This is a genomic window from Devosia sp. J20-27 (genome assembly GCF_055808595.1).
Genome location: NZ_CM147875.1, coordinates 225,946 through 244,235, shown reverse-complemented (window position 1 = coordinate 244,235; position 18,290 = coordinate 225,946). Strand labels below are relative to the sequence as shown.

The following is an 18,290-nucleotide window of genomic DNA, read 5'->3' as shown; positions in this document are numbered from 1 at the left end:
GGTCCCCGAAAACCGCCGTTTTTACAGCTTTTTTACAGGGCCTGTTCGCCCTTTGGCCTCATCGAGCACCCGGATCGCTTCGAGAGTCGCGGCCTGGCGGCCGACATAGCGGCGGATAATTCGCTCCACCTGGTCCTCTTCCCACGCCAGAATTTCGGCAATGACGCGGGTCGAGAGGCCGGCGACGTAGAATTTTGTGGCCGCCGTGCCGCGCAGGTCGTGGAAGTGCAGATCCGCGTCCTTCATCTTTGCCGCTTCCTTGGCGTCCTGGATGGATGTGCCGAGCCCATCGGTCGTCCAAGGCCGCTTGCGGGTGCTGGTGAGCACCGTGGTGGCACGCTTGGGGATGCTGGCCAGCAGCTCGCGCAGATCGGAGTAGAGCGGGATGATCGCGACCTTGGCGCGCTTGCCATGACGCCGGCTTTTGTTCGCCGGGATCGAGATGGCGTTCTCGCCGACATGCGACCAGGAGAGGCGCACCAGGTCGGCCTGGCGCAGGCCAGTGTGCGCGGCGAGATCGAAGGCCCAGCCCAGCTCGGTAGTGGCCACGGCCTTGATCCGCTTGAGGTCGTCGTCGGTCCAGATGATCTCCGAGCGATCGCTGGAATAGAGCTGCTTGAAACCCTCGCATGGGTTCGAGGCGATCTTGCCCATGTCGACGGCGTGGGTCAGCACGCGCGACAGCACCTGCATGCCGTAGTCGGCCGTCCTTGGCTGATGCGAGTAGGATCCGCGCCACTTGCGGATGATGGGCCGGATCTTCTCCGGACGGTCGAACTGACGGACGCTCAGATCGCCGAAATGCTCGCCGATCCGGTCGAGCCATCGGCCCCAGTTGCGGCGGGTGGTGTCAGCGAGCCGCTTGAAGTCGTCACTCGCCTTGTAAGAGGCGACCAGCGAGCGGAACTTGCTGCTGTTCGGAAGCCGGTGGGCCTCGACGGTCCGATTGTATTCCTCGATGAACTGGGGAGTGCCGAGAGGTGCATTGATGCGGGGGCCGCCCCGCCAGGCGTAGGCGTATGTCCGCCCGCCGCTCTTGACGATGTGCAGGCCCTTAAGTTCGACCATAACCATGCTTTGCCTCGAACGCTTCCAGCTCACGATCGAGATCATCCTCACCATGGGACACGGGCGAGGTAAAGTGCCAGCGAAAGGTGCCGTCCGGTCATTTCAAGTCCGCCAACGGGTCGGTCGATATCGACATGATCAACGGCGACGTATCGTTCACGGCGGTCTAGATGGGCAACATCGCAGCGCGAGGCTTCGCGACCCCAGGCGTGTTCGCCGTCTTCGAGGAGCCCAACACCACCGGGGCGATGACGGACTATGACGCGCCCCGCAATGCCCCGGCCAAGACTCCGGCAAGCTATCTCGACAAGGTGCAGTTCCACGTCGATTTCGATTACTATCAGGTTGCTGTCGGGCCTACCGATGTCACGATAAATCATGCCAGCGTGGCGGGGGCATCGACGAACATTACGTTGCCCTCCGGCTTTGCAGCAGTCACGCGGGTCGGGCAGATCGTCACGTCACATATCGACCTTGTGACGCATAGTCTCGGCTACATGCCGGGGTATATGGTGATTTCTGGTGATGAAATCATCGCTCCGGGGACGCTGATCCAGACCGCAACGGCGCAAAGCCGCGTGGTGACGCCCTATGCTACGACGAGCAAGATCCGGCTGATGGATGTGGGTATCTCGTCGGCAAGCGCCCTGTCGGCGCTGTCCAAGGATTACACCGTGCTGGTCTTCCGCGCGCCGGTCGAGGACAGCGACCAGTTGTTCAGTTTCAACACCACGACCGGGACCGGGATTCTCGGGCTCGGCAAGTTCGACAGCAGCCGCAAGATGCTGCGGCAGGCGGGGGCAGGCGACAGCCCGTTCGACATCAGCCTCGGGCCGACCGTGCATATCCGTAACGGAGCGGCGCGCACGGTCCTCGCCAACGGCACGACCCTGACCGAAACCGGCTACTCTGGCAGCTTTTCCGGATCTGCGAATATCCAGTGCGCGGTGGAATAGATGGCAGGCAGTTTCGACCTTTCCTCCGGGGTGATGACATTCACCAAGGATGGCCGGATCGCGTTCGACATCAGCCGGCCGCTGATGAACCTGGTCCCCGACGCCGCCATCAACCTCACGTCCTACGACATCACATTCCCCGGCCTTTGGCATGGGACCATCTACCACCGGATGAAGGACACCAGCGGGCCATTCACCTCGTTTGGCTGCGCAACGTTCACTGGGTTCATCGAGCAGGAATGGGGACCGGGAGAGGGTTCGCCCAACACGTTGAGCGACACTGTTCTCGGGACCGTACCCGCTGGAACCGACTACCTTGATGTCAGGGTCAACCTGACGAATACGGATGTGCCGCCAGGTTGGTTCGATCTCTCGATGCGGACGAATTTTCCATCTGGCGAGTGGGTGAAACTTGAGGGCGGGTCATGCCTGATCGAAGGCTTCCCCGGCATGCAGCGGCTGTTCGAGATTGTGCTCGACGGCACCGACGTCGTGCTGCGTCGCTATCAATCGGTGACGGCGAACGGCCCAGTCGGGAGGTTCTACAATGCCACCGATGCGAACGCTTCGGCCCACTATATCGGCTTTGTAGCTGGAACAAACGCCCCTGCCGGCAGTGTGCTCAAGGCAGTTTACGGCGGCACCATTCAGACCAAGGGGTTTACCGGCTCTGGGTCAAACGCCTCGTGGAACCCCGGCGGCGGTGACGCCTGCGCCCTTTCATCAGCCGATTACACGTCCACCTGGACGGGCGACATCATCATCACCCCCGGCCGCATCAGCGCCTAGAGGACATCCATGGCACTCCCGAGCTTCTACAACACCGGCACCGCGTCGGTGACAAATGCCGCCACGACCATCACCTTTGTCGGCGCCCTGATGGGTACGACGCAGTATCCGAACTTCATGCCGGGCGATCTGTTCCTTGACCCCGCACAGCCACTTGTGCCGCCACAGCGCATCGCCTCGGTGGACTATGACGCCGGCACCGCGGAACTGTCGGTCAACTGGCCCGGCACCACGATGTCGGCAGCGGCCTACGAAGTGCGCTTCGTTGGCGATACGGTGCGGTCAACGGCGCAGACGCGGTTGCTGCTCGAGCAACTGTCGGTGGTGCAGGCCAACGGGCGTGGGCTGTTCATGTTGTTCGATGACGACACAACCGATGCCGATCCCGGTGCCGGCAAGCTACGGCTGAACAATGCCACCATCGGCTCCGCAACGGCTGGCTATCTCGACAACCTCGATGCCAACGGCGCGACAATCTCGGCTATCCTCGATAGCTGGGACGATCAGGGCACGGCGAGCGCACGCGGTCAGGTCTGGGTGCGCTCTGTGGCCGACCCCGCCGCGTTCCATGCCTTCAAGGTCACGGACATAGTTGTTGACGGCACCGGCTACCGCAAGCTGACACTGGTCTATGTCGGCGGCTCTGGCGCGTTCGCCAATGGCGACGAGTTGATTGTGATGTTCAGCCCGCAAGGCGCGGACGGGACGAACGCCATTCTCGGCGTCTGGCAAGGGGCCTGGCAGACCGCCACAGCCTACGAGGTTGACGACCTCGTGCAACAGGGCGGCAGCACGTACATCTGCCTTGAGGACCATACCTCCGGCACGTTCTCGACCGATCTGGGCGCTGCCAAATGGGAATTGGCAGTCGAGAAGGGCGCGACCGGCGCGACGGGCGCGACCGGCGCAACAGGCGCGACGGGATCGACCGGCGCTGCTGGCACGGATGGCATCTCCTATGTCTGGCGTGGCGCCTATAGCGGGGCCACGGCCTATTCCACCAATGACACCGTGCAAGACCAAGGCGCGTCGTGGATTGCGCTAGGCGCAACCACTGGCAATGCCCCGCCGACCCTGCCGACGACCTCCAATGCCTATTGGGAGTTGATGGCGAACAAGGGGGCTGACGGGGCGGGTTCTGGCGATGTCGTCGGGCCAGCAAGTTCGGTCAACGGCAACCTTCCTTCATTCAACGGCACGGGCGGCAAGCTCCTGCAAGACAGCGGCATTCCAGCCGCCAGCGTTGCCACGACCGGTAAGGCCATCGCCATGGCCCTCGTTTTCGGCTGATATCAGGAGATACCCGCAATGACCGCCCCCAACATTGTTGGCGTGACCACAATCACGGCCAAAATCACCCGCCTCGCCGTCACGACCTCGGCGCAGGCCATCGTCAATAACTCGGCAGGGAGCAACAAGGCGTTCAAGATTGAATCGCTTTACGTCGCCAACATCGACGGCACGAACCCTGCTGAGGTGACGCTAAACCACTACAGCCAAGATGATCTGGGCGGGACCGCGCTGGCGCTGGCTAACACAGTCGTTGTCCCAGCGAATTCGACGCTCGTCATCATCTCAAAGAACGCCCCGGTGAACCTCGAAGAGGACATGAGCCTCGGCATTCTCGCGAACGCCAGCGGCGACCTAGTGGCATTCGCCTCCTACGTGGAGATTAGTTGATGTTCCTTGATCCAGACTTCTGCGCTGGCGCCTCGCCAGACGCGATGTTGCGCGCCTCTATTGGCAATGGCGGCATCATTGGGCCGCGCAATGTTCCGACGACTTCGGTGGCTTCGGGCGTCTGGACGCTGGAAGAGGCGCAGCAGGCACAGCAAGCGGGCATCTGGCCAACGACTACCTACTCCGGTGACTACCTAGTCGTCGCAGGCGGCGGCGGCGGCGGCTCGACCGGCGCGAGCGATGGATCGGGCGGCGGCGGCGGCGGTGGTGGTGGGGAGGTAAAGGCCGGGGCTGGCATCGCGCTGACAGTGGGTGCGGTTTACACCGTGACTGTGGGTTCGGGCGGCGTGGCTGCGAGCAACACGTCAGGCACGAACGGCAGCAATAGTTCGATCTCCGGGGTCGGACTAACAACTGTCACAAGCCTGGGTGGCGGTGGCGGGGCGGGTGGAAATACGACTCTCGGGACAGCCGTCGCGGGCAACTCTGGGGGGTCAGGCGGCGGTTCAGCGGGATTCGGCTATACGGGAACGACGGCGGGCGGCGCAGCGACGGGTTCAGGTGGTGCTGGCGGCTCGATCACAGGAACTGGAAGTAATCGAGGCGGCGGTGGTGGCGGCGGGGCGGGGCCTAACGCCGGAGGGAACACCGTACTCGGTAGCGCTCTTGGTGCGGGCGGCGCGGGAAAGGCGTCCAGCATCACCGGTGCATCTCAAACATTCGGCGGCGGTGGCGGCGGCAGTGCTGACAGCCCATCCGGCGGTGGTGCGGGGGGCGCGGGAGGCGGAGGCGCAGGTGCGCGCAATGGCGTTGGAACAGCGGGCACTGCCAACACTGGAGGCGGCGGTGGTGGCGTCACCGGCGGCAGCGTGGGGGGCGCGGGTGGCTCTGGGGTGGTAATTCTGGCCGTGCCGACTGCCCGATATAGTGGGGTGACGACTGGATCGCCAACCGTCACCACGTCGGGCAGCAACACGATCCTGAAGTTCACTGCGAGCGGGACGTATACCGCGTAGTTCGCCCATCGCCCCAAGCGGCGGGTACGATGTTGTCGTAGGACTTGGTGCCTCGTGCCCACTGGTTCGGGGCGATGACTTCTCCCGGCCCGCTGAGATAGGCGCCCCACCAACTGAATGTACTGTTGGCAATTATATGGTGGGTGCATCGCGACATCAGCACCATCTCTTCCGGGGCTGACAGCAGCGGCAGATCGTCTGCGAATATCGCGTTTGCCCCAAGGTCGAGATTTGCCCGAACCCAACCGAGATCATCGGAGAAGACGACGGGCACAAATGGCCCGATACGTTCCCTCATGCGCTCCATAGCCTGCCGGTAGTAGGCTGCATCGCATATGTTGAGCGTAGGTGCGTTTTGTGGGCTGACATAGTCCCCGCGTCTAACGTGGACAGAGACGGTCACAGGATGCTTGCGAAGCTCCAGCGTCGCCGCATCAACCCGGCTCTCGTCTTTCAGGCGTAGCCCTGCAATTTCTGGCGCAACGTCGCGGAAGTAGCGTTCGTCCTGAAAGTAACCATCCATATAGCCGAACCGATCCGGCGAAAGAATGCCCGAGTGGTAGCCGATATAGTAGTTGACCACATGCTTGTAGAACCCGGCGCGTGCTTTGTGGTGCAGCCACCCTATTGGTTTGTGGAAGCGCGCAACCTCTTCCGGGGCAGCGGTATCGGCATCAATGGCGAAGTCGAGCAGATCGGGGCTTCGGCTCGATGTTGGACCATAGCCGGTCATGTCGAGTTTGAGTGGAACACCGCGCCGCTTCGCTGCGGCATAGCCAGCCGCATACTGAAACAGCTGGTTCCCAAGACCGCCGACTATTTTGACGTAAAGCATTGCTGAGTATTCGCACTAGAATACACGGCAAGCAATCTCTCACTCACTATCGGAGCTATCCATGACAACCGCACCCTCGGGCGCGGCGCCTCTGCTTGCGCTCATCCGCCAGACGGAAACGGGCGAGAGCGGAGCTGCTGCCTATGAAACCATCATCGACCACCGGCAGAGCAGACTCGCCAAGCCGATCACCTCGATGTCGATCGACGAGCTGCTGACCGAGCAGTTGCGCTGGGTGCGCGAATGGGGCGCGGCCAGCGGCGCTGCCGGCGCTTACCAGATCATCCGCAAGACGCTGCTGCGGCTGAAGAAGGCCATGAAGCTGTCGGGCCGGGAGAAGTTCACGCCCGATCTGCAGGACCAGCTTGGGCTGCAGCTGCTCGTGTGGCGCGGCCTCGACAAGTTCCTGCGCGGCGCCATGAGCCGCAATGCCTTCGGCAACGCCATTGCCAAGGAATGGGCGAGTTTTCCGGTGTTCACCCCGATCATGGGCCAGCACCGGCAGCTCAAGTCCGGCGACGGCTACTATGACGGTGATGGTATCAACAAGCGCCTGGTGAGCGTGCCGGAGGTGGCGAGGGCCATACAGGCGGCCCGGGCGCTGTGGAACGGCGATACCGTGCCGGATGACCCCGACGACGCGCCCGAGCGGCCCGAACCTACCCTTGTGCGGCTGGTGCAGCAGGCGCTGTGGGATCGCGGTTATGTCATGGTCGGCATGATCGACGGCGACTATGGCAAGGATACCCGCGCCGCCATCCGCGCCTTCGAGGAAGAGCACAGCCTGCCCGACACCGGACAACCCAGCGGCGAACTGCTCGAGGCCATTCTGGCTGCCCGGCCGCGCGGTGTCTCCGAAACCCGGCAGGAGGTGACGCCGGCCGAGGTGCGGGCCGAGGTGCCGGAGGTCAAGGCCAACTTCTTCGCCAAGATCTCGGCACTCGTTGCCGGTGTCGCCGGCACGCTGTGGAGTGCCGCTGGCTGGGCGATCGAGAACCTCGACCACGTGCGCGGCACGGTGCAGCCGGCGCTCGACCTGCTCGGCGACGTGCCGGTGTGGGTCTATGGCCTGGTTTTCGCCGCCGGGGCCTTCTGGGTCTGGCAGCAGAGCCGCAAGGGAGAGGCTGCCGGCATCGCTGCCGTCAGGGCAGGGGTGCGGCGATGATCGCGCCACTGGTTGCCGGCCTGATCGCCATCCTGGTGCTCACGGCCACCGTTCTCTTTGTCGCGATACGGGAACGGCGGGACCGCCGCCGTGAGAACGAGAGGGCAGCGCTGGAGCCTTGGGAGAAAGAGCCATGATCCTCACTGGCATCAAACTCTACGCAGCCGTTGGCCTGGCCGGAGCGCTGCTCCTCGCCGGCGCCTACCAGACCGGCGTCAATGCCGAGCGCAGCCGCGGCGCAGCAGCCGCGCTGCGCGTAGAGATCGAAACCATGCGGGCCGACCAGCGGCTGGCCGAGCTGGCGCGCGCCAGTGCCAGCAGCAAGGCCGCTGCCCTCGAGGCCGAAACCCGGAAACAGGAGGAAGAGATCGATGCTCTCCGCGCCCAACTTGACACTTTGCCGGAAGCTCGGCGCCAGCGTGCTTCTGGCGCTGACATTGATCGTTTCCACTGGGGCCCTTAGCACCTGCGGCCGCGGTGGCGCCGATCGCGTCCTCGCCCGGCAGCTGCCAGACCGACCAGACTGGACCGAGCCGGTCGCAGCCCTGCGTCCGCCTGACAATTCCGACTGGGAGCTGGTGGCCAAGGCGCAGGAAACGGCGAACCTGGTCAATGCCGGCCGGCTGCGCCAGTTCGGCGCCTGGTACGATGAGCGGCGGATCGAGTTCACCGGGTCGGGCGATGTGCGCTAGCGCGCCCGCACTGAGAAAGCCAAGGAAGCCGGTGTCACGGCAATCCGCAAGAGGAGGCGGCGCCGTGGCCGACGATCTGCACGAAATCATGCGCGCGCTCGGCCGTCTCGAAGAGGGCATGGAGCGTCAGCGGGCTGATTTCGACGCCGAAAAGGAGGCCAGCCGAGATAGCCGCGGCCGAATGCACACCAAGCTCGAAAAGATTGAGGAGGACGTCTCGATCGTCGGCAAGGTCGCCGCGCAGGCGCGTGACAAGGCCGAGGTTCTGGAGGCAGTGGTGGCGACTGACGTAAAACCGGCCACCGACGATTTCAAGCGCATGCGCACGATCGGTTTTGTCGGTCTGACGTTGCTCGGCTTCGCCTTCACCGCGCTTGGCATCACGCTGGCGACGGTGGGCGAGGGCGTGGTCAACACCATCCGGACCTGGCTCCGGATTAGCTGATGTCGCCGAGCACGACGCAAACGACTTGCAACAGCATGGGGGCTTGCATGGTGCGTTTACGGGTTGTTTACTTTCCGACGGGAGCTGACGCGCAATCTTGCGTCGGCTGGGGCGGACGCAACCCAGTCAAAAAGAGGTAGATACTATGAAGAAAATTGTTGCCGCGACATTGTTCGCAGTCTCGACGTTTGCCGTGCCGGCGGCCCTTATCGCTACGCCGTCTTCTGCCGCGACCTGTGGCGTTGACGCACCGCCAGAGTGGGAGCGCCCTGGTGGCTTTTGTGATGCGCTCAAGTCCACCGGCTCGCTGACGACGCCGGTTGAGGGGACGAAGGAGGTCGAATGCGAGGCCTATGAGTCCGAAATTTTGCTTCTACTTCGCAATCTCAAGATCGGCGAGCGGGTCCACATGGCTGCTGAAGGTCCGTGCTACGTCGAATGATGGCTGGCACCCCTATGAGGTCGCGGGGTTTTGGCCCCACGGCAATCCTGTGTGTAAGCACCTATAGATGTTTACTTTTTGCTGAAGCGGACGCGTTGTGCCGCGTCGGCTGGGGTGGACGCAATACCCAGCCCAAAGGAGACTAATCATGAAGAAAATTGTAGCAGTTGCATTGTTCGCTGTGTCGACATTTGCAGTGCCGGCCGCCCTCGTTGCGACGCCCGCCAACGCCTTGACTTGCGGCGTTGACGCACCGGCGGAATGGGAACGCCCTGGTGGTTTTTGCGACGCGCTCAAGTCTACCGGCTCTTTGACGACGCCGGTCGAGGCAGCGCCCGCAGCGAAGGTTGTGTGCGTCGGCGACGCCACAGAAATAATGATGCTCGTTCGCGATCTCGATATCGGCGAGCGTATCCGGGTTGCCGATATCGATCCTTGCGCTGAATAACCGCAGAGACAAGAAGGAGCGCGGGGCCTTGCCCCGCGTTCGTTCTATTGGGCATCGACGCCAAGCTTGGTGGCAATCACGCCCAGGTGGACCATCGACCGAGCCTCGAGCTTCCTCATGAGGTGGGTGCGGTGAATATCGGCGGTTCGCTTTGAGATACCCAGCTGACTCGCAACGCCGGCGGTAGTTGCGCCGGTCAAGAGACCACGCAGGACCTTCATCTCTGATGGTGTCAGAGCGTCCAGGCCGGTTGTGACAGTGCGCTTCGGGTAGCCCATGCACGTATTCAACGACGCCGCGCGATGCCGCGCAAGTTGATGGATGGATCATTTACGCTGATCATGCATTCTGCGTTTCCATGGCACGAAAACCAACCAAAGCAGCGCACAAGGATCTCGACGTCGGCGATGAGGTATTCGTTCGCGGCGAAGTCACCCGCATGGCTGAAAACGCCTCGGGCGGTTGGGACGTGACGGTGCAGATCGAGGGCTTCGGCCAGAGCCGCATCACGCTCGCCGCGGAGCACGTTCACAAGGTCGAAGAGTAGCTGCGTGGTGGCGGCGCAGTCGACCAGCCACAATCCCTAGCGGCTTGCGTTCCAGTTTTGTTCTCATGCATCATAGCGCCATGCGAAGCCGCGATGACCGAAACGAAATATGGACTGCCGCCAGACCAACCGGCGCCACGACCCCTGACGCCGCCCTGGGACTTCGAGCTGCAGGCGCTTACCGGGTTATGGCTGGAGACGAAGTGCGACTGCGGCCGGCGGCTCTATCCGCTGCGTCTCATGGCTGCCAACCTCGGCTGGCGCCGAACGCTCAGGCAAATCATGCCGCGGTTGCGGTGCAAGGAATGCGGGCAGCGGCCTTGGGTGCCGATGTTGATTGAGGATCCGGCCGCCGGCACGCCCGGGCGCGGCGACACCGGCAGACGCTGGCAGCTCGAGTTGAAGGGCTAGAGAGGTGGCGCGTCGGGTCGCTGTTGGATACCGTGACGGCAATCAGTTTGGAGAACGGCTTTGATACACCGCCATGCCCTGGTCGCATCGCTTGCCTTAATTACTGCAATCTCCCCCGCTGCCGCGTGCGTGGTAGAGCCGACGTAGAGAACTGAGTCGAAGGCGACCCGATGATAGCCGACGGTGGACCTCCAACCAGCGCCCATTTGACCACGATCAAACCGTCGTTATCAGTTGCGGCCATACTGCTTGCGCTACGTTGTGCACCATACGCATAGAACATATTTGGGACCACCTATGGCGCAGCGACGAAAAAGCGACTACGTTTGCAAAGTGCTTCGGACGCGAAGCGCTTCACGACACCGAAGTTGCGCACGTCGCAGACGAGCGTCGGAGACCGTTCACGATCCGAAAGGATTTCGAGCGCATAGTTCGTTTGACTGAAAGAGGACAAAATGGCTGACCGCAAGCAGTTCTGGGACGATACGCCGGTGGATCCAGAGCTGACCGAACTCATCAACAGCACGAAGATGAGGCCGGTAAGTGAGGAGGACCTGCGGGAGCAACGCATCAGCTTTGCCTATGGCAACGCGATGGACGCCGAGGGCATCACCAAAGAGAGTGTTCGACAGACGTCGATGCACATCCGCCTGATGGAATAGAACGAGGGGCCCTTAAGGGCCCCTCCTTTTATGAGGGGGTAAGGAAAATATGTCTGTGAGAGAAGCCGACGATCCGGCGCTCTTCAAGCGCGTCCAAGAGCAGAATCTACTGCGCCAGTACGATCTCTTGACCAACTGCATCGAGATTGGCCTAGCAAAAGGTATCGAGGCCTTCGACAAATACACCCTTTGGTCACTAAATGCAGCTGCAGTAGCCAACATTGCCCAGTTTGGCGGCAGATTTCGGCAGGACCCCATATACGTCGGCAAGCATGTGCCGCCGCACTACAGAACGGTGCCTGATGAGGTGGATCGCTGCTTGGCAACTATCCATGAGAATTGGGAGACCGTGAAAAGCCCGACTCTTATGGCCGCCTATGTACTCTGGCGACTAAATTGGATTCACCCCTTTGTGGAGGGCAATGGCCGCACAGCCCGAGCGGCCTGTTATTACCTTCTATGCATGAAGTACGGTGCCCTCATTCCCGGAAAGAAGATCGTGCCAGAGCGCATCCGCGAAAACCGAGGCCCCTATTACGACGCACTCAAGGCCGCCGATGTTCGCTGGGAAGAGGGGCATTTTGACGTATCGCAGCTCGCAGGCTACCTCCAAGGTCTGTTGAAGGACCAATTGTCAGAGGTTTAGGCGGCCGACGCGCTTGACTTCATTTTCTCGTCCTTCTAGAAGGTAGAAAAAATGAAGTAGGCGGTGTTGATATGAAAACGGTCATTCGCAAGCATGCCTTCGACTCGCGCCGACGGCTCGCGGAACTGGGGGTTTCAACGGAGGCGTTGATGGATGCGATCACCGCCGGTCTTGTGGGGCGCCTAAGCTGCTCACCCAACGATCCGCCGTTCATTCCCGGTACAGAGGCGTGGCGCATGGTTGTCCGGACGCTCCGAGACAAGCTTCTCCCGCTGGGCTGGCGAAAGGCAGATCCCGCAAACTACTCGCTCGTAATCAATGACGAGCGCCGCATTCAAATCGTTGTTGCAAGTGCAGACGATCACACTTGCGAAGCAGAGGGTTCGCCGCGGACAAAATCCCTCAAAGGGCTATACACCGAAGCAGCTATCACTCGGAATCGGTATGACGAGGATCTGTTTCCCGAGACCTTGGAGGAGGACTTGCGCCGGGCCGCTACGGTGTTGGAGTACCCCACGTGGATCTTGATGGTGAACATAACCGACGAGTTTTGTCGGGCTGAACTGTCTTTCCCAGGCCGAATGAAGGATGGTCAGGTTGTGGAGTGGATCGAGCGGATCTTTCTGCCGGAGATCGACAACCGCGATGGAATTCCAGCATCGCCGGAACTGGACGCACCAGACATCGACGTGCCTGTTAAGCGCAAGGCCTGAAAATGTTCAGTAAATCGCGGCTCGTAATAGCTCGTCAGCGCGCTGCCCTGACGAAGAAAGAACTTGCGCTTCGGGTCGGTGTAGAGCCTCGTGCGGTGACCGGATATGAGTCCGGCGAGTACCCTCCGAGCGACGCAACAGCAGAGAAGATTGCTCGCGTCCTGGATTACCCGCTTTCTTTTTTCCACGCCGACGAAGCAGACATACCGATCCCAGAGGGAGTCAGCTTTCGATCCATGAGCAAGATGACAGCCGGCCAGCGTGATGCAGCGGTGGCCGCCGGCGCTATCGCCTTCCTCATGTCAGATTGGCTTGATCGCGGGTTTGACTTGCCAATCGCTGACGTCCCGGACATGCGAGAAGATGATCCGGAGGTGGCGGCGACCGGACTACGGGAGTATTGGGGTCTCGGCATTAGACCAATCAAAAATGTGGTTCACCTCTTGGAGGCGAAGGGGGTGCGCGTATTTTCCTTGGCGGAGCCAGGCGATGAGGTTGACGCCTACTCTGTGTGGCGGTCCGGTCGTCCCTATGTCTTTCTTAACAGCCAAAAGTCCGCCGAAAGAAGCCGCTTTGACGCAGCGCACGAGTTGGGTCATTTGGTGCTGCACAAGCATGCAGCGCCTGTGGGGCTGGATGCTGAGAAGGAAGCGAATGCTTTCGCGGCGGCCTTCTTGATGCCGGAGGCGTCGTTGCGATCGATCTCGAGAGTTTCGGGCCTTCCTCAGGTGCTTGAACTCAAAGGACAGTGGATGGTCTCAGTCGCGGCGATGACTTTTCGCTTGTTTGAGACGGGTATCATCTCCAAGTGGACATACCAGCAACTCTTCCAAGAGATATCTCGAAGAGGATGGCGCAAGGCTGAGCCGAATTCTATGCGGGTCGAGCAATCGCAGGTCTGGCAAAAAGTGCTAGCGGCGCTACGTTCCGAAGGCACGGGTTTTGCAGGAATAGCTCAGGATCTGAGAGTGCCGCCACGGGAGGTCGCTGCCCTCATCTTTGGCTTAGCCACGATCCCCATGACCTCATCAACGGTTCTCGCACCATCTGTAGCTCGAGGGCGACTCCGCGTGGTTAAGTGAGCCTTTAGCTAAGGATCCAGCTCCTAAGAATTTTACAGGGGATACGTAACCAAAAGGAAATTCCTGCTCGGCGAGCGTCAGCTTTTACAGCCATGTCATTGTCGTGTCTCAAGAAGAGCCTGCTTCCCAAGCTTACGACGAGGGTTCGATTCCCTTCACCCGCTCCAGCTCATGTCATGGCTTCGATTTCGGCGCGCTGGCGGTGCAGCGTCAGGTGGATGCGGTAGTCCTTGTCGAACTGCGGGCGGGCGGCCGGGTCGGGGCGGCGGGTGTGGCCGCCGCGGGCCATGGCGGTGGATGCCGAGGCGAGGTCCGCGTGCAGTCCGGCGGCCGTCGCCGCGACCATGGCGACGCCCAGCAGGGTGGCATCCTGGGTCACCGGCTCGATCACCGTGCACCCCGTCGCATCGGCATAAAGCTCCATCAGCAGCGGATTGCGCGTGTGCCCGCCGGTGACATGCAGGGTGTCGATGGCATAGCCCTTGTCGTTGAGTGTTTCGAGAATGTGCCGGACCTGCAGCGCGATGGCGACGCAGGTGCGCCAGTAGAGCCGGCAGAGGCTGTCGAAATCGCTGTCGAGCGATAGCCCGGAGATCACCCCGAGAGCATTCGGATCGGCGAGGGGCGAGCGGTTGCCGTGGAAGTCGGGCAGCACATGCAGGCGCGACGCCAATCCCAGCCCTTCGCTGGCGCGCAACTCCATGATGCGTTCGGCGACGCGACGATGCAGGTCGCGGCCGGGTTCGCCCCCGGCGCCGTGCCAGCGCAGCAGGTGATCGAGCAGTGCCCCGGTTGCCGACTGGCCGGCTTCGTTGAGCCAGACATTGGGCAGCACGGCCCCGGAATAGGGGCCCCAGACACCGGCGGTCGGCCGCGGTTCCGGCGACAGCGCCATGACGCAGCTCGAGGTGCCGGCAATCAGCGCCAGATGCCGGTGGATGGTGCTGGCATCGCCGGCAAAGGCGGCAAGGGTTCCTAGCGTTCCGGCATGCGCATCGATCAGGCCGGCGCCGACATGGCAGCGCGTGGTCAGCCCCAGCCGGGCTGCCGCTTCAGCGGTCAGGTAGCCGAGATCGGTGCCGATCGGGCTGGCCCGCTCGGGCAGGCCGCCGCGCGCCGTCATGTCGCCGATACCGACGGTCTCGAGGAAGTCGCCCTGCCAGCTCGGCGTTTCATGCGCCAGATAGGTCCACTTGCAGGTCAGCGTACACTGCGAGCGCGCGTCGGAACCGGAGGCCTTCCAGGTGAGGAAATCGGCGAGGTCGAAGAAGTGTCCGGCCCTGGCCCAGGTGTCGGGCAGGTGGCGCTTGAGCCACATCAGCTTGGGTACTTCCATTTCGGGCGACATGACGCCACCGATGAAATCGAGCACCCGATGGCCGGTTGCCGTGCACTCTTCGGCTTCGGCAAGGGCGCGATGATCAAGCCAGACAATGGTGTCCCAGCGCGCCTCGCCGGTGACGCTGACCGGCAGCGGCGCACCGGCGGTATCGCGAACGACGAGCGAGCAGGTGGCGTCAAAGCTGATGCCCACCGCCTCCTCCGGGCGCGCCCCGGCCTGCCGCATGGCGCCGCGCACGGCAAAGCCGACAGCCTCCCAGATCTGCTCGGAGGAGTGCTCGGCAAAGTTGGCATCGGTGCGTTGCATGTCGATGCCATGTTCGGCGCGGCCGAGCAGTCGCCCCGTCGGCGTCACCACCCCGGCCCGCGCGCTGCCGGTGCCGACATCGACGGCGACCAGCAGTTCGGCGGCGCCACTCCGGCGCGTTGCCGCCAGCTCGAGCAGGCCGGGCAGGGCGCGCATGTCTTCCATGATGGCGTCGGGCCCGAGTTCCTCGATATCGGCGCGCAGCCCGCTCTCGGCAATATGTCCGCCACCCAGATAGGCAAAGACCCGCATCCCGGCGGTGCGCGCCGCCATGATGCCGGCCGGCGAATCCTCGATGACGAGACAGTTTTCGGGCGCTACGCCCATGCTCCGTGCGGCGTGCAGGAAAAGGTCCGGCGCCGGCTTGCCATTTTCGACCATCGAGGCCGAGAAGATGCTGGGCGCGAAATACCCGGTCAGCCCGGTGAGCTCGAGGCTGAGCCCGATGCGTTCGAGATGGCTGGACGAGGCGACGCAGACCGGCAGCTCGAGCTGGTCGAGCACGTGCTTGAGCCAGGCGGTCGGCTTGAGTTCGCGGCGATAGAGCGCATAGAGCTGGTCGCGCATGTCGACCAGCGAGCTCTCGCTCAGATGCGTGCCGTGGCTCTCGTTGAGACTGTCGGAGATCGACGACAGGCTGCGGCCGAGGAAATTGCGGAACGCGTCCGCGCGCCCGATCTCGATCCCCTGGGCGGCGAGGACCTTGAGCAGAACGCGAATGGCGAGCGGCTCGCTGTCGACCAGCACGCCGTCGCAATCAAAGATGATCAGCTGGATCGGCGGCATCACTGCTCCGCCGCGTTCGCCGGTGGTTTTCGACAACGCCCCTCTCCTCGGAAACTATGCCTAGCGGCATGGGCCGCGCGCTGCAAGCGCAGCCAGCGGGACATGCCGAAACCCCGGCCGGCATTGCCGCCTCCGGTTGTGGTGGTAGTCGCGAACAACGGCGGAGCAGAGCCCGTCGATGGTTCGAATGCCGGACGCGGGTAGGTACGCCCGGCTGGAGCTCGGCTCCGCCGTTGCCACCGGGATTTTCGGCGTTCACCGAAGAGGATCAGGGCATTTACGGATCGCCCCTCCGCCGCAGGGTCGCCGTCTCGACCGGACCACGCTCTTCACGCTTCTCCAGTCCGACCCCTGGGGATGAGCACGACAGACGCCCACCCACGGCAGCAAATTAAGGCGGCAGGTCACCTGGGCCTGCACACCCTCCCCGGCTTGGCCTGATCCGGACCGACATCCGGACCACCCGGCCTCGCTGCCCCCAATCACTCGTCATGATCTCGCGTTTCGGGGCGGCGATGGGGGAAGTGTAGTGTGGTGGGAAGCTGCGGGGATAAGTCTGTCTGCTGTCTGAACGGAATGGCTGCAGGGTGAACGGCAGATGGCAGCGATTTGTTGGCTCTTGGACGCCGCAGATCTCTCCCGGTTTCCTTCTCCCCTTGCGGGAGAAGGTGGCGCGCAGCGCCGGATGAGGGGTGGGCAACAGGTAGTGCCGTCGCGGCTCCAAACGACGTGAGGAGCTGTGGCCTTGCCAGAACCCCTCATCCGCCCTTCGGGCACCTTCTCCCGCAAGGGAAGAAGGGAAGGAGGGGCTCTCCATCGACAGGTGCGATTGCTCTTCCGTGGCGGTGCCAGAGGGCAGGAGGAGGGGGCGGTGGGAGAGGTGGGAGAGGCAATCTGTCTGCCCTCTGAACGGATTTGCTACAGCCTGAACGGCAGATGGCAGGAATTAGCGGGAGATCGGTGGCTCACCCCTCGTGGTTCGACAGGCTCACCATGAGGGTGTTGGGGCGAGAGTCGCAGCATCAGCGTTTCGAAGACCTCATCCTGAGCTTGTCGAAGGACGAGGTCGGGCACGCGGACGCCGCAGCACCTTGGTGACGGTCGCTGAGTGGCGGTTTGCAGTCGTCACCCTCCCCCTTGCGGGGAGGGATCAAGGGTGGGGAAGCAGCAGGATCGGGGCTCTCAAACCCCCTCCCCGACCCTCCCCGCAAGGGGGAGGGTGGCTGACTGAGATGGCCGTGGCCATGGAGATGTAGTGAGACGGAAGCTCACTGCATCATCCTGAGCCTGTCGACTGACGAGGTCGGGCGCGCGTTCGGGACAGGGCGAAGCCTGCGAGGCGGGTTCAGAACGGACGAGAGGCAGGGTCAGTGGGCTCGGGCGAGGGCGAGGTTGATCTGTTCGGCCAGCTGTCGCTGTTCATAGGGTTTGCTGAGGCGGCTGACGTCGAGTTTGGTGTCGCCCGGGAGTTCGGCATATCCGGTGGCAAGAATGACCGGCAGGCCGGGGCGCAGTTCGCGGGCGGCCTGGATCAATTCGGCGCCTGACATCTTGGGCATGGAAAAGTCGGTGATCAGCAGGTCGATCGCCGTTTCGCTGCGCAGGATTTCCAGCGCCGCGGCGCCCGAATTGGCTTCGGTGACGGTATGGCCGAGATCCTCGACCATTTCGACCGTGCTCATGGCGATCAGGACATCGTCATCGACCACGAGGATACGGGAATGTGCGACAGGGCCGGCCGCCGGCGCGGCGGCTTCGGCCGGGAGCGGCAGGGCGTCCTGTTCGCCCGCCACGGCCGGCAGCAGCAGCCGGGCCCGGGTGCCCACACCCGGCGTGCTCGCCAGTTGCAGTGATCCGCCCAGCTGCAATGCGAGGCCATGGATCATCGAGAGGCCCAGGCCGGTACCCTTGCCGACCCCCTTGGTGGAATAGAAGGGTTCCACGGCGCGACGCAGGGTTTCGGCATCCATGCCCTTGCCGGTGTCCGCCACCTCGATGTCGACATAGCGTCCGGGCGGCAGCCCGGCGGTCTCCTCGCCCAGCAGCGTCTCGTCGATGGTGATCGTGACCGTGCCGCCATCGGGCATGGCATCGCGCGCATTGACCACCAGATTGAGCAGCGCCAGCTCGAACTGGTTGACGTCCACCTCCGCCGTCGCTGCCGGTTGCCGGGCGTCGATGACAATCTCCACGCCCGCGCCCGCCGACTGGCGCATCAGGCTTTCCATGCCCTTGACCAGCGACACGAGGTCCTGGTGC

Annotated in this window: 23 protein-coding genes and 1 pseudogene; 18 read left to right on the top strand and 6 right to left on the bottom strand. The window is 62.9% G+C overall.

The features are described 5' to 3' along the window. Positions 1–21 precede the first annotated feature (21 nt). Positions 22–1,074 (bottom strand): tyrosine-type recombinase/integrase, encoded by a 1,053-nt coding sequence (locus tag AC0L4C_RS01125; RefSeq protein ID WP_473401682.1) that lies wholly within the window; start codon positions 1,072–1,074, stop codon positions 22–24. Positions 1,075–1,238: 164 nt separating this feature from the next. Here AC0L4C_RS01125 and AC0L4C_RS01120 point away from each other — a divergent pair, with 164 nt between their 5' ends. Genes AC0L4C_RS01120 through AC0L4C_RS01100 form a run of 5 tightly spaced genes read left to right on the top strand, consistent with a single transcriptional unit; the run spans position 1,239 to position 5,509 of the window. Next, positions 1,239–2,024: a hypothetical protein gene (locus AC0L4C_RS01120; RefSeq protein ID WP_473401680.1), complete on the top strand. Its 786-nt coding sequence runs from the start codon at positions 1,239–1,241 to the stop codon at positions 2,022–2,024. Further along, positions 2,025–2,813 (top strand): hypothetical protein, encoded by a 789-nt coding sequence (locus AC0L4C_RS01115; protein ID WP_473401679.1) that lies wholly within the window; start codon positions 2,025–2,027, stop codon positions 2,811–2,813. Positions 2,814–2,822: 9 nt separating this feature from the next. Then, complete coding sequence (locus AC0L4C_RS01110) at positions 2,823–4,103, top strand: hypothetical protein (RefSeq protein WP_473401678.1); 1,281 nt, start codon at positions 2,823–2,825, stop codon at positions 4,101–4,103. Positions 4,104–4,121: 18 nt separating this feature from the next. Then, positions 4,122–4,493: a hypothetical protein gene (locus AC0L4C_RS01105; RefSeq protein WP_473401677.1), complete on the top strand. Its 372-nt coding sequence runs from the start codon at positions 4,122–4,124 to the stop codon at positions 4,491–4,493. Beyond that, a complete protein-coding gene (locus AC0L4C_RS01100) occupies positions 4,493–5,509 on the top strand; it encodes a glycine-rich domain-containing protein (protein ID WP_473401676.1) in 1,017 nt (338 codons plus the stop codon). Before AC0L4C_RS01105 ends, AC0L4C_RS01100 begins: the two co-directional genes overlap by 1 nt. Here AC0L4C_RS01100 and AC0L4C_RS01095 read toward each other — a convergent pair. Continuing rightward, entirely contained in the window at positions 5,481–6,344 is an 864-nt protein-coding gene (locus tag AC0L4C_RS01095) for an alpha-1,2-fucosyltransferase (protein WP_473401675.1), read from the bottom strand. The genes AC0L4C_RS01100 and AC0L4C_RS01095 overlap by 29 nt on opposite strands. Positions 6,345–6,405: 61 nt before the next feature. On the opposite strand from AC0L4C_RS01095, the gene AC0L4C_RS01090 reads away from it, so the two are divergent. The 7 genes from AC0L4C_RS01090 to AC0L4C_RS01060 all read left to right on the top strand — a co-directional run bounded on the left by AC0L4C_RS01090 (position 6,406) and on the right by AC0L4C_RS01060 (position 9,536). After that, positions 6,406–7,509 carry a peptidoglycan-binding domain-containing protein gene (locus AC0L4C_RS01090; RefSeq protein ID WP_473401674.1) on the top strand — a complete coding sequence of 368 codons (1,104 nt, stop codon included), beginning with the start codon at positions 6,406–6,408 and terminating at the stop codon, positions 7,507–7,509. Then, positions 7,506–7,646, top strand: a complete 141-nt coding sequence (locus AC0L4C_RS01085) for a hypothetical protein (RefSeq protein WP_473401672.1) — start codon at positions 7,506–7,508, stop codon at positions 7,644–7,646. Before AC0L4C_RS01090 ends, AC0L4C_RS01085 begins: the two co-directional genes overlap by 4 nt. Further along, a complete protein-coding gene (locus tag AC0L4C_RS01080) occupies positions 7,643–7,972 on the top strand; it encodes a hypothetical protein (RefSeq protein WP_473401671.1) in 330 nt (109 codons plus the stop codon). Before AC0L4C_RS01085 ends, AC0L4C_RS01080 begins: the two co-directional genes overlap by 4 nt. Next, positions 7,947–8,201 (top strand): hypothetical protein, encoded by a 255-nt coding sequence (locus AC0L4C_RS01075; RefSeq protein ID WP_473401670.1) that lies wholly within the window; start codon positions 7,947–7,949, stop codon positions 8,199–8,201. Before AC0L4C_RS01080 ends, AC0L4C_RS01075 begins: the two co-directional genes overlap by 26 nt. A gap of 64 nt (positions 8,202–8,265) precedes the next feature. Further along, positions 8,266–8,646 carry a DUF1515 family protein gene (locus tag AC0L4C_RS01070; RefSeq protein ID WP_473401669.1) on the top strand — a complete coding sequence of 127 codons (381 nt, stop codon included), beginning with the start codon at positions 8,266–8,268 and terminating at the stop codon, positions 8,644–8,646. Between the two features lie 145 nt (positions 8,647–8,791). Next, on the top strand, positions 8,792–9,088 hold the full coding sequence (locus AC0L4C_RS01065; protein ID WP_473401668.1) for a hypothetical protein: 297 nt from the start codon (positions 8,792–8,794) through the stop codon (positions 9,086–9,088). A gap of 148 nt (positions 9,089–9,236) precedes the next feature. Next, entirely contained in the window at positions 9,237–9,536 is a 300-nt protein-coding gene (locus AC0L4C_RS01060) for a hypothetical protein (protein ID WP_473401667.1), read from the top strand. A gap of 44 nt (positions 9,537–9,580) precedes the next feature. Here AC0L4C_RS01060 and AC0L4C_RS01055 read toward each other — a convergent pair whose 3' ends face one another. Next, on the bottom strand, positions 9,581–9,814 hold the full coding sequence (locus tag AC0L4C_RS01055; RefSeq protein WP_473401666.1) for a LuxR C-terminal-related transcriptional regulator: 234 nt from the start codon (positions 9,812–9,814) through the stop codon (positions 9,581–9,583). Positions 9,815–9,894: 80 nt separating this feature from the next. On the opposite strand from AC0L4C_RS01055, the gene AC0L4C_RS01050 reads away from it, so the two are divergent. The 6 genes from AC0L4C_RS01050 to AC0L4C_RS01025 all read left to right on the top strand — a co-directional run bounded on the left by AC0L4C_RS01050 (position 9,895) and on the right by AC0L4C_RS01025 (position 13,597). After that, positions 9,895–10,083 (top strand): hypothetical protein, encoded by a 189-nt coding sequence (locus tag AC0L4C_RS01050; protein WP_473401665.1) that lies wholly within the window; start codon positions 9,895–9,897, stop codon positions 10,081–10,083. Positions 10,084–10,176: 93 nt separating this feature from the next. Continuing rightward, positions 10,177–10,494, top strand: coding sequence for a hypothetical protein (locus AC0L4C_RS01045; protein ID WP_473401664.1), 318 nt, complete (start codon positions 10,177–10,179; stop codon positions 10,492–10,494). A gap of 455 nt (positions 10,495–10,949) precedes the next feature. Further along, entirely contained in the window at positions 10,950–11,156 is a 207-nt protein-coding gene (locus tag AC0L4C_RS01040; protein WP_473401663.1) for a hypothetical protein, read from the top strand. A gap of 49 nt (positions 11,157–11,205) precedes the next feature. Next, complete coding sequence (locus tag AC0L4C_RS01035; protein WP_473401662.1) at positions 11,206–11,802, top strand: Fic family protein; 597 nt, start codon at positions 11,206–11,208, stop codon at positions 11,800–11,802. Between the two features lie 71 nt (positions 11,803–11,873). Next, on the top strand, positions 11,874–12,515 hold the full coding sequence (locus AC0L4C_RS01030; RefSeq protein ID WP_473401661.1) for a hypothetical protein: 642 nt from the start codon (positions 11,874–11,876) through the stop codon (positions 12,513–12,515). 2 nt (positions 12,516–12,517) lie between these two features. Then, on the top strand, positions 12,518–13,597 hold the full coding sequence (locus AC0L4C_RS01025; protein WP_473401660.1) for an ImmA/IrrE family metallo-endopeptidase: 1,080 nt from the start codon (positions 12,518–12,520) through the stop codon (positions 13,595–13,597). A gap of 169 nt (positions 13,598–13,766) precedes the next feature. Here AC0L4C_RS01025 and AC0L4C_RS01020 read toward each other — a convergent pair whose 3' ends face one another. From AC0L4C_RS01020 to AC0L4C_RS01010, 3 genes and pseudogenes are all read right to left on the bottom strand, one after another. Beyond that, a complete protein-coding gene (locus tag AC0L4C_RS01020; RefSeq protein WP_473403574.1) occupies positions 13,767–15,401 on the bottom strand; it encodes an FGGY-family carbohydrate kinase in 1,635 nt (544 codons plus the stop codon). Positions 15,402–15,407: 6 nt separating this feature from the next. After that, positions 15,408–16,031: pseudogene (locus AC0L4C_RS01015) on the bottom strand (HAD family hydrolase); the annotation flags it as partial. 1,367 nt (positions 16,032–17,398) lie between these two features. Next, entirely contained in the window at positions 17,399–18,277 is an 879-nt protein-coding gene (locus tag AC0L4C_RS01010) for an ATP-binding protein (RefSeq protein WP_473401659.1), read from the bottom strand. Positions 18,278–18,290: the final 13 nt, after the last annotated feature.

What these genes read in the sequence shown, in the direction of transcription:
- AC0L4C_RS01125 (WP_473401682.1), bottom strand. Translation starts at nt 1,074, where the DNA reads ATGGTTATGGTCGAACTTAAGGGCCTGCACATCGTCAAGAGCGGCGGG.
- AC0L4C_RS01120 (WP_473401680.1), top strand. Translation starts at nt 1,239, where the DNA reads ATGGGCAACATCGCAGCGCGAGGCTTCGCGACCCCAGGCGTGTTCGCC.
- AC0L4C_RS01115 (WP_473401679.1), top strand. Translation starts at nt 2,025, where the DNA reads ATGGCAGGCAGTTTCGACCTTTCCTCCGGGGTGATGACATTCACCAAG.
- AC0L4C_RS01110 (WP_473401678.1), top strand. Translation starts at nt 2,823, where the DNA reads ATGGCACTCCCGAGCTTCTACAACACCGGCACCGCGTCGGTGACAAAT.
- AC0L4C_RS01105 (WP_473401677.1), top strand. Translation starts at nt 4,122, where the DNA reads ATGACCGCCCCCAACATTGTTGGCGTGACCACAATCACGGCCAAAATC.
- AC0L4C_RS01100 (WP_473401676.1), top strand. Translation starts at nt 4,493, where the DNA reads ATGTTCCTTGATCCAGACTTCTGCGCTGGCGCCTCGCCAGACGCGATG.
- AC0L4C_RS01095 (WP_473401675.1), bottom strand. Translation starts at nt 6,344, where the DNA reads ATGCTTTACGTCAAAATAGTCGGCGGTCTTGGGAACCAGCTGTTTCAG.
- AC0L4C_RS01090 (WP_473401674.1), top strand. Translation starts at nt 6,406, where the DNA reads ATGACAACCGCACCCTCGGGCGCGGCGCCTCTGCTTGCGCTCATCCGC.
- AC0L4C_RS01085 (WP_473401672.1), top strand. Translation starts at nt 7,506, where the DNA reads ATGATCGCGCCACTGGTTGCCGGCCTGATCGCCATCCTGGTGCTCACG.
- AC0L4C_RS01080 (WP_473401671.1), top strand. Translation starts at nt 7,643, where the DNA reads ATGATCCTCACTGGCATCAAACTCTACGCAGCCGTTGGCCTGGCCGGA.
- AC0L4C_RS01065 (WP_473401668.1), top strand. Translation starts at nt 8,792, where the DNA reads ATGAAGAAAATTGTTGCCGCGACATTGTTCGCAGTCTCGACGTTTGCC.
- AC0L4C_RS01060 (WP_473401667.1), top strand. Translation starts at nt 9,237, where the DNA reads ATGAAGAAAATTGTAGCAGTTGCATTGTTCGCTGTGTCGACATTTGCA.
- AC0L4C_RS01055 (WP_473401666.1), bottom strand. Translation starts at nt 9,814, where the DNA reads ATGGGCTACCCGAAGCGCACTGTCACAACCGGCCTGGACGCTCTGACA.
- AC0L4C_RS01050 (WP_473401665.1), top strand. Translation starts at nt 9,895, where the DNA reads ATGGCACGAAAACCAACCAAAGCAGCGCACAAGGATCTCGACGTCGGC.
- AC0L4C_RS01045 (WP_473401664.1), top strand. Translation starts at nt 10,177, where the DNA reads ATGACCGAAACGAAATATGGACTGCCGCCAGACCAACCGGCGCCACGA.
- AC0L4C_RS01040 (WP_473401663.1), top strand. Translation starts at nt 10,950, where the DNA reads ATGGCTGACCGCAAGCAGTTCTGGGACGATACGCCGGTGGATCCAGAG.
- AC0L4C_RS01035 (WP_473401662.1), top strand. Translation starts at nt 11,206, where the DNA reads ATGTCTGTGAGAGAAGCCGACGATCCGGCGCTCTTCAAGCGCGTCCAA.
- AC0L4C_RS01030 (WP_473401661.1), top strand. Translation starts at nt 11,874, where the DNA reads ATGAAAACGGTCATTCGCAAGCATGCCTTCGACTCGCGCCGACGGCTC.
- AC0L4C_RS01025 (WP_473401660.1), top strand. Translation starts at nt 12,518, where the DNA reads ATGTTCAGTAAATCGCGGCTCGTAATAGCTCGTCAGCGCGCTGCCCTG.
- AC0L4C_RS01020 (WP_473403574.1), bottom strand. Translation starts at nt 15,401, where the DNA reads ATGCGCGCCCTGCCCGGCCTGCTCGAGCTGGCGGCAACGCGCCGGAGT.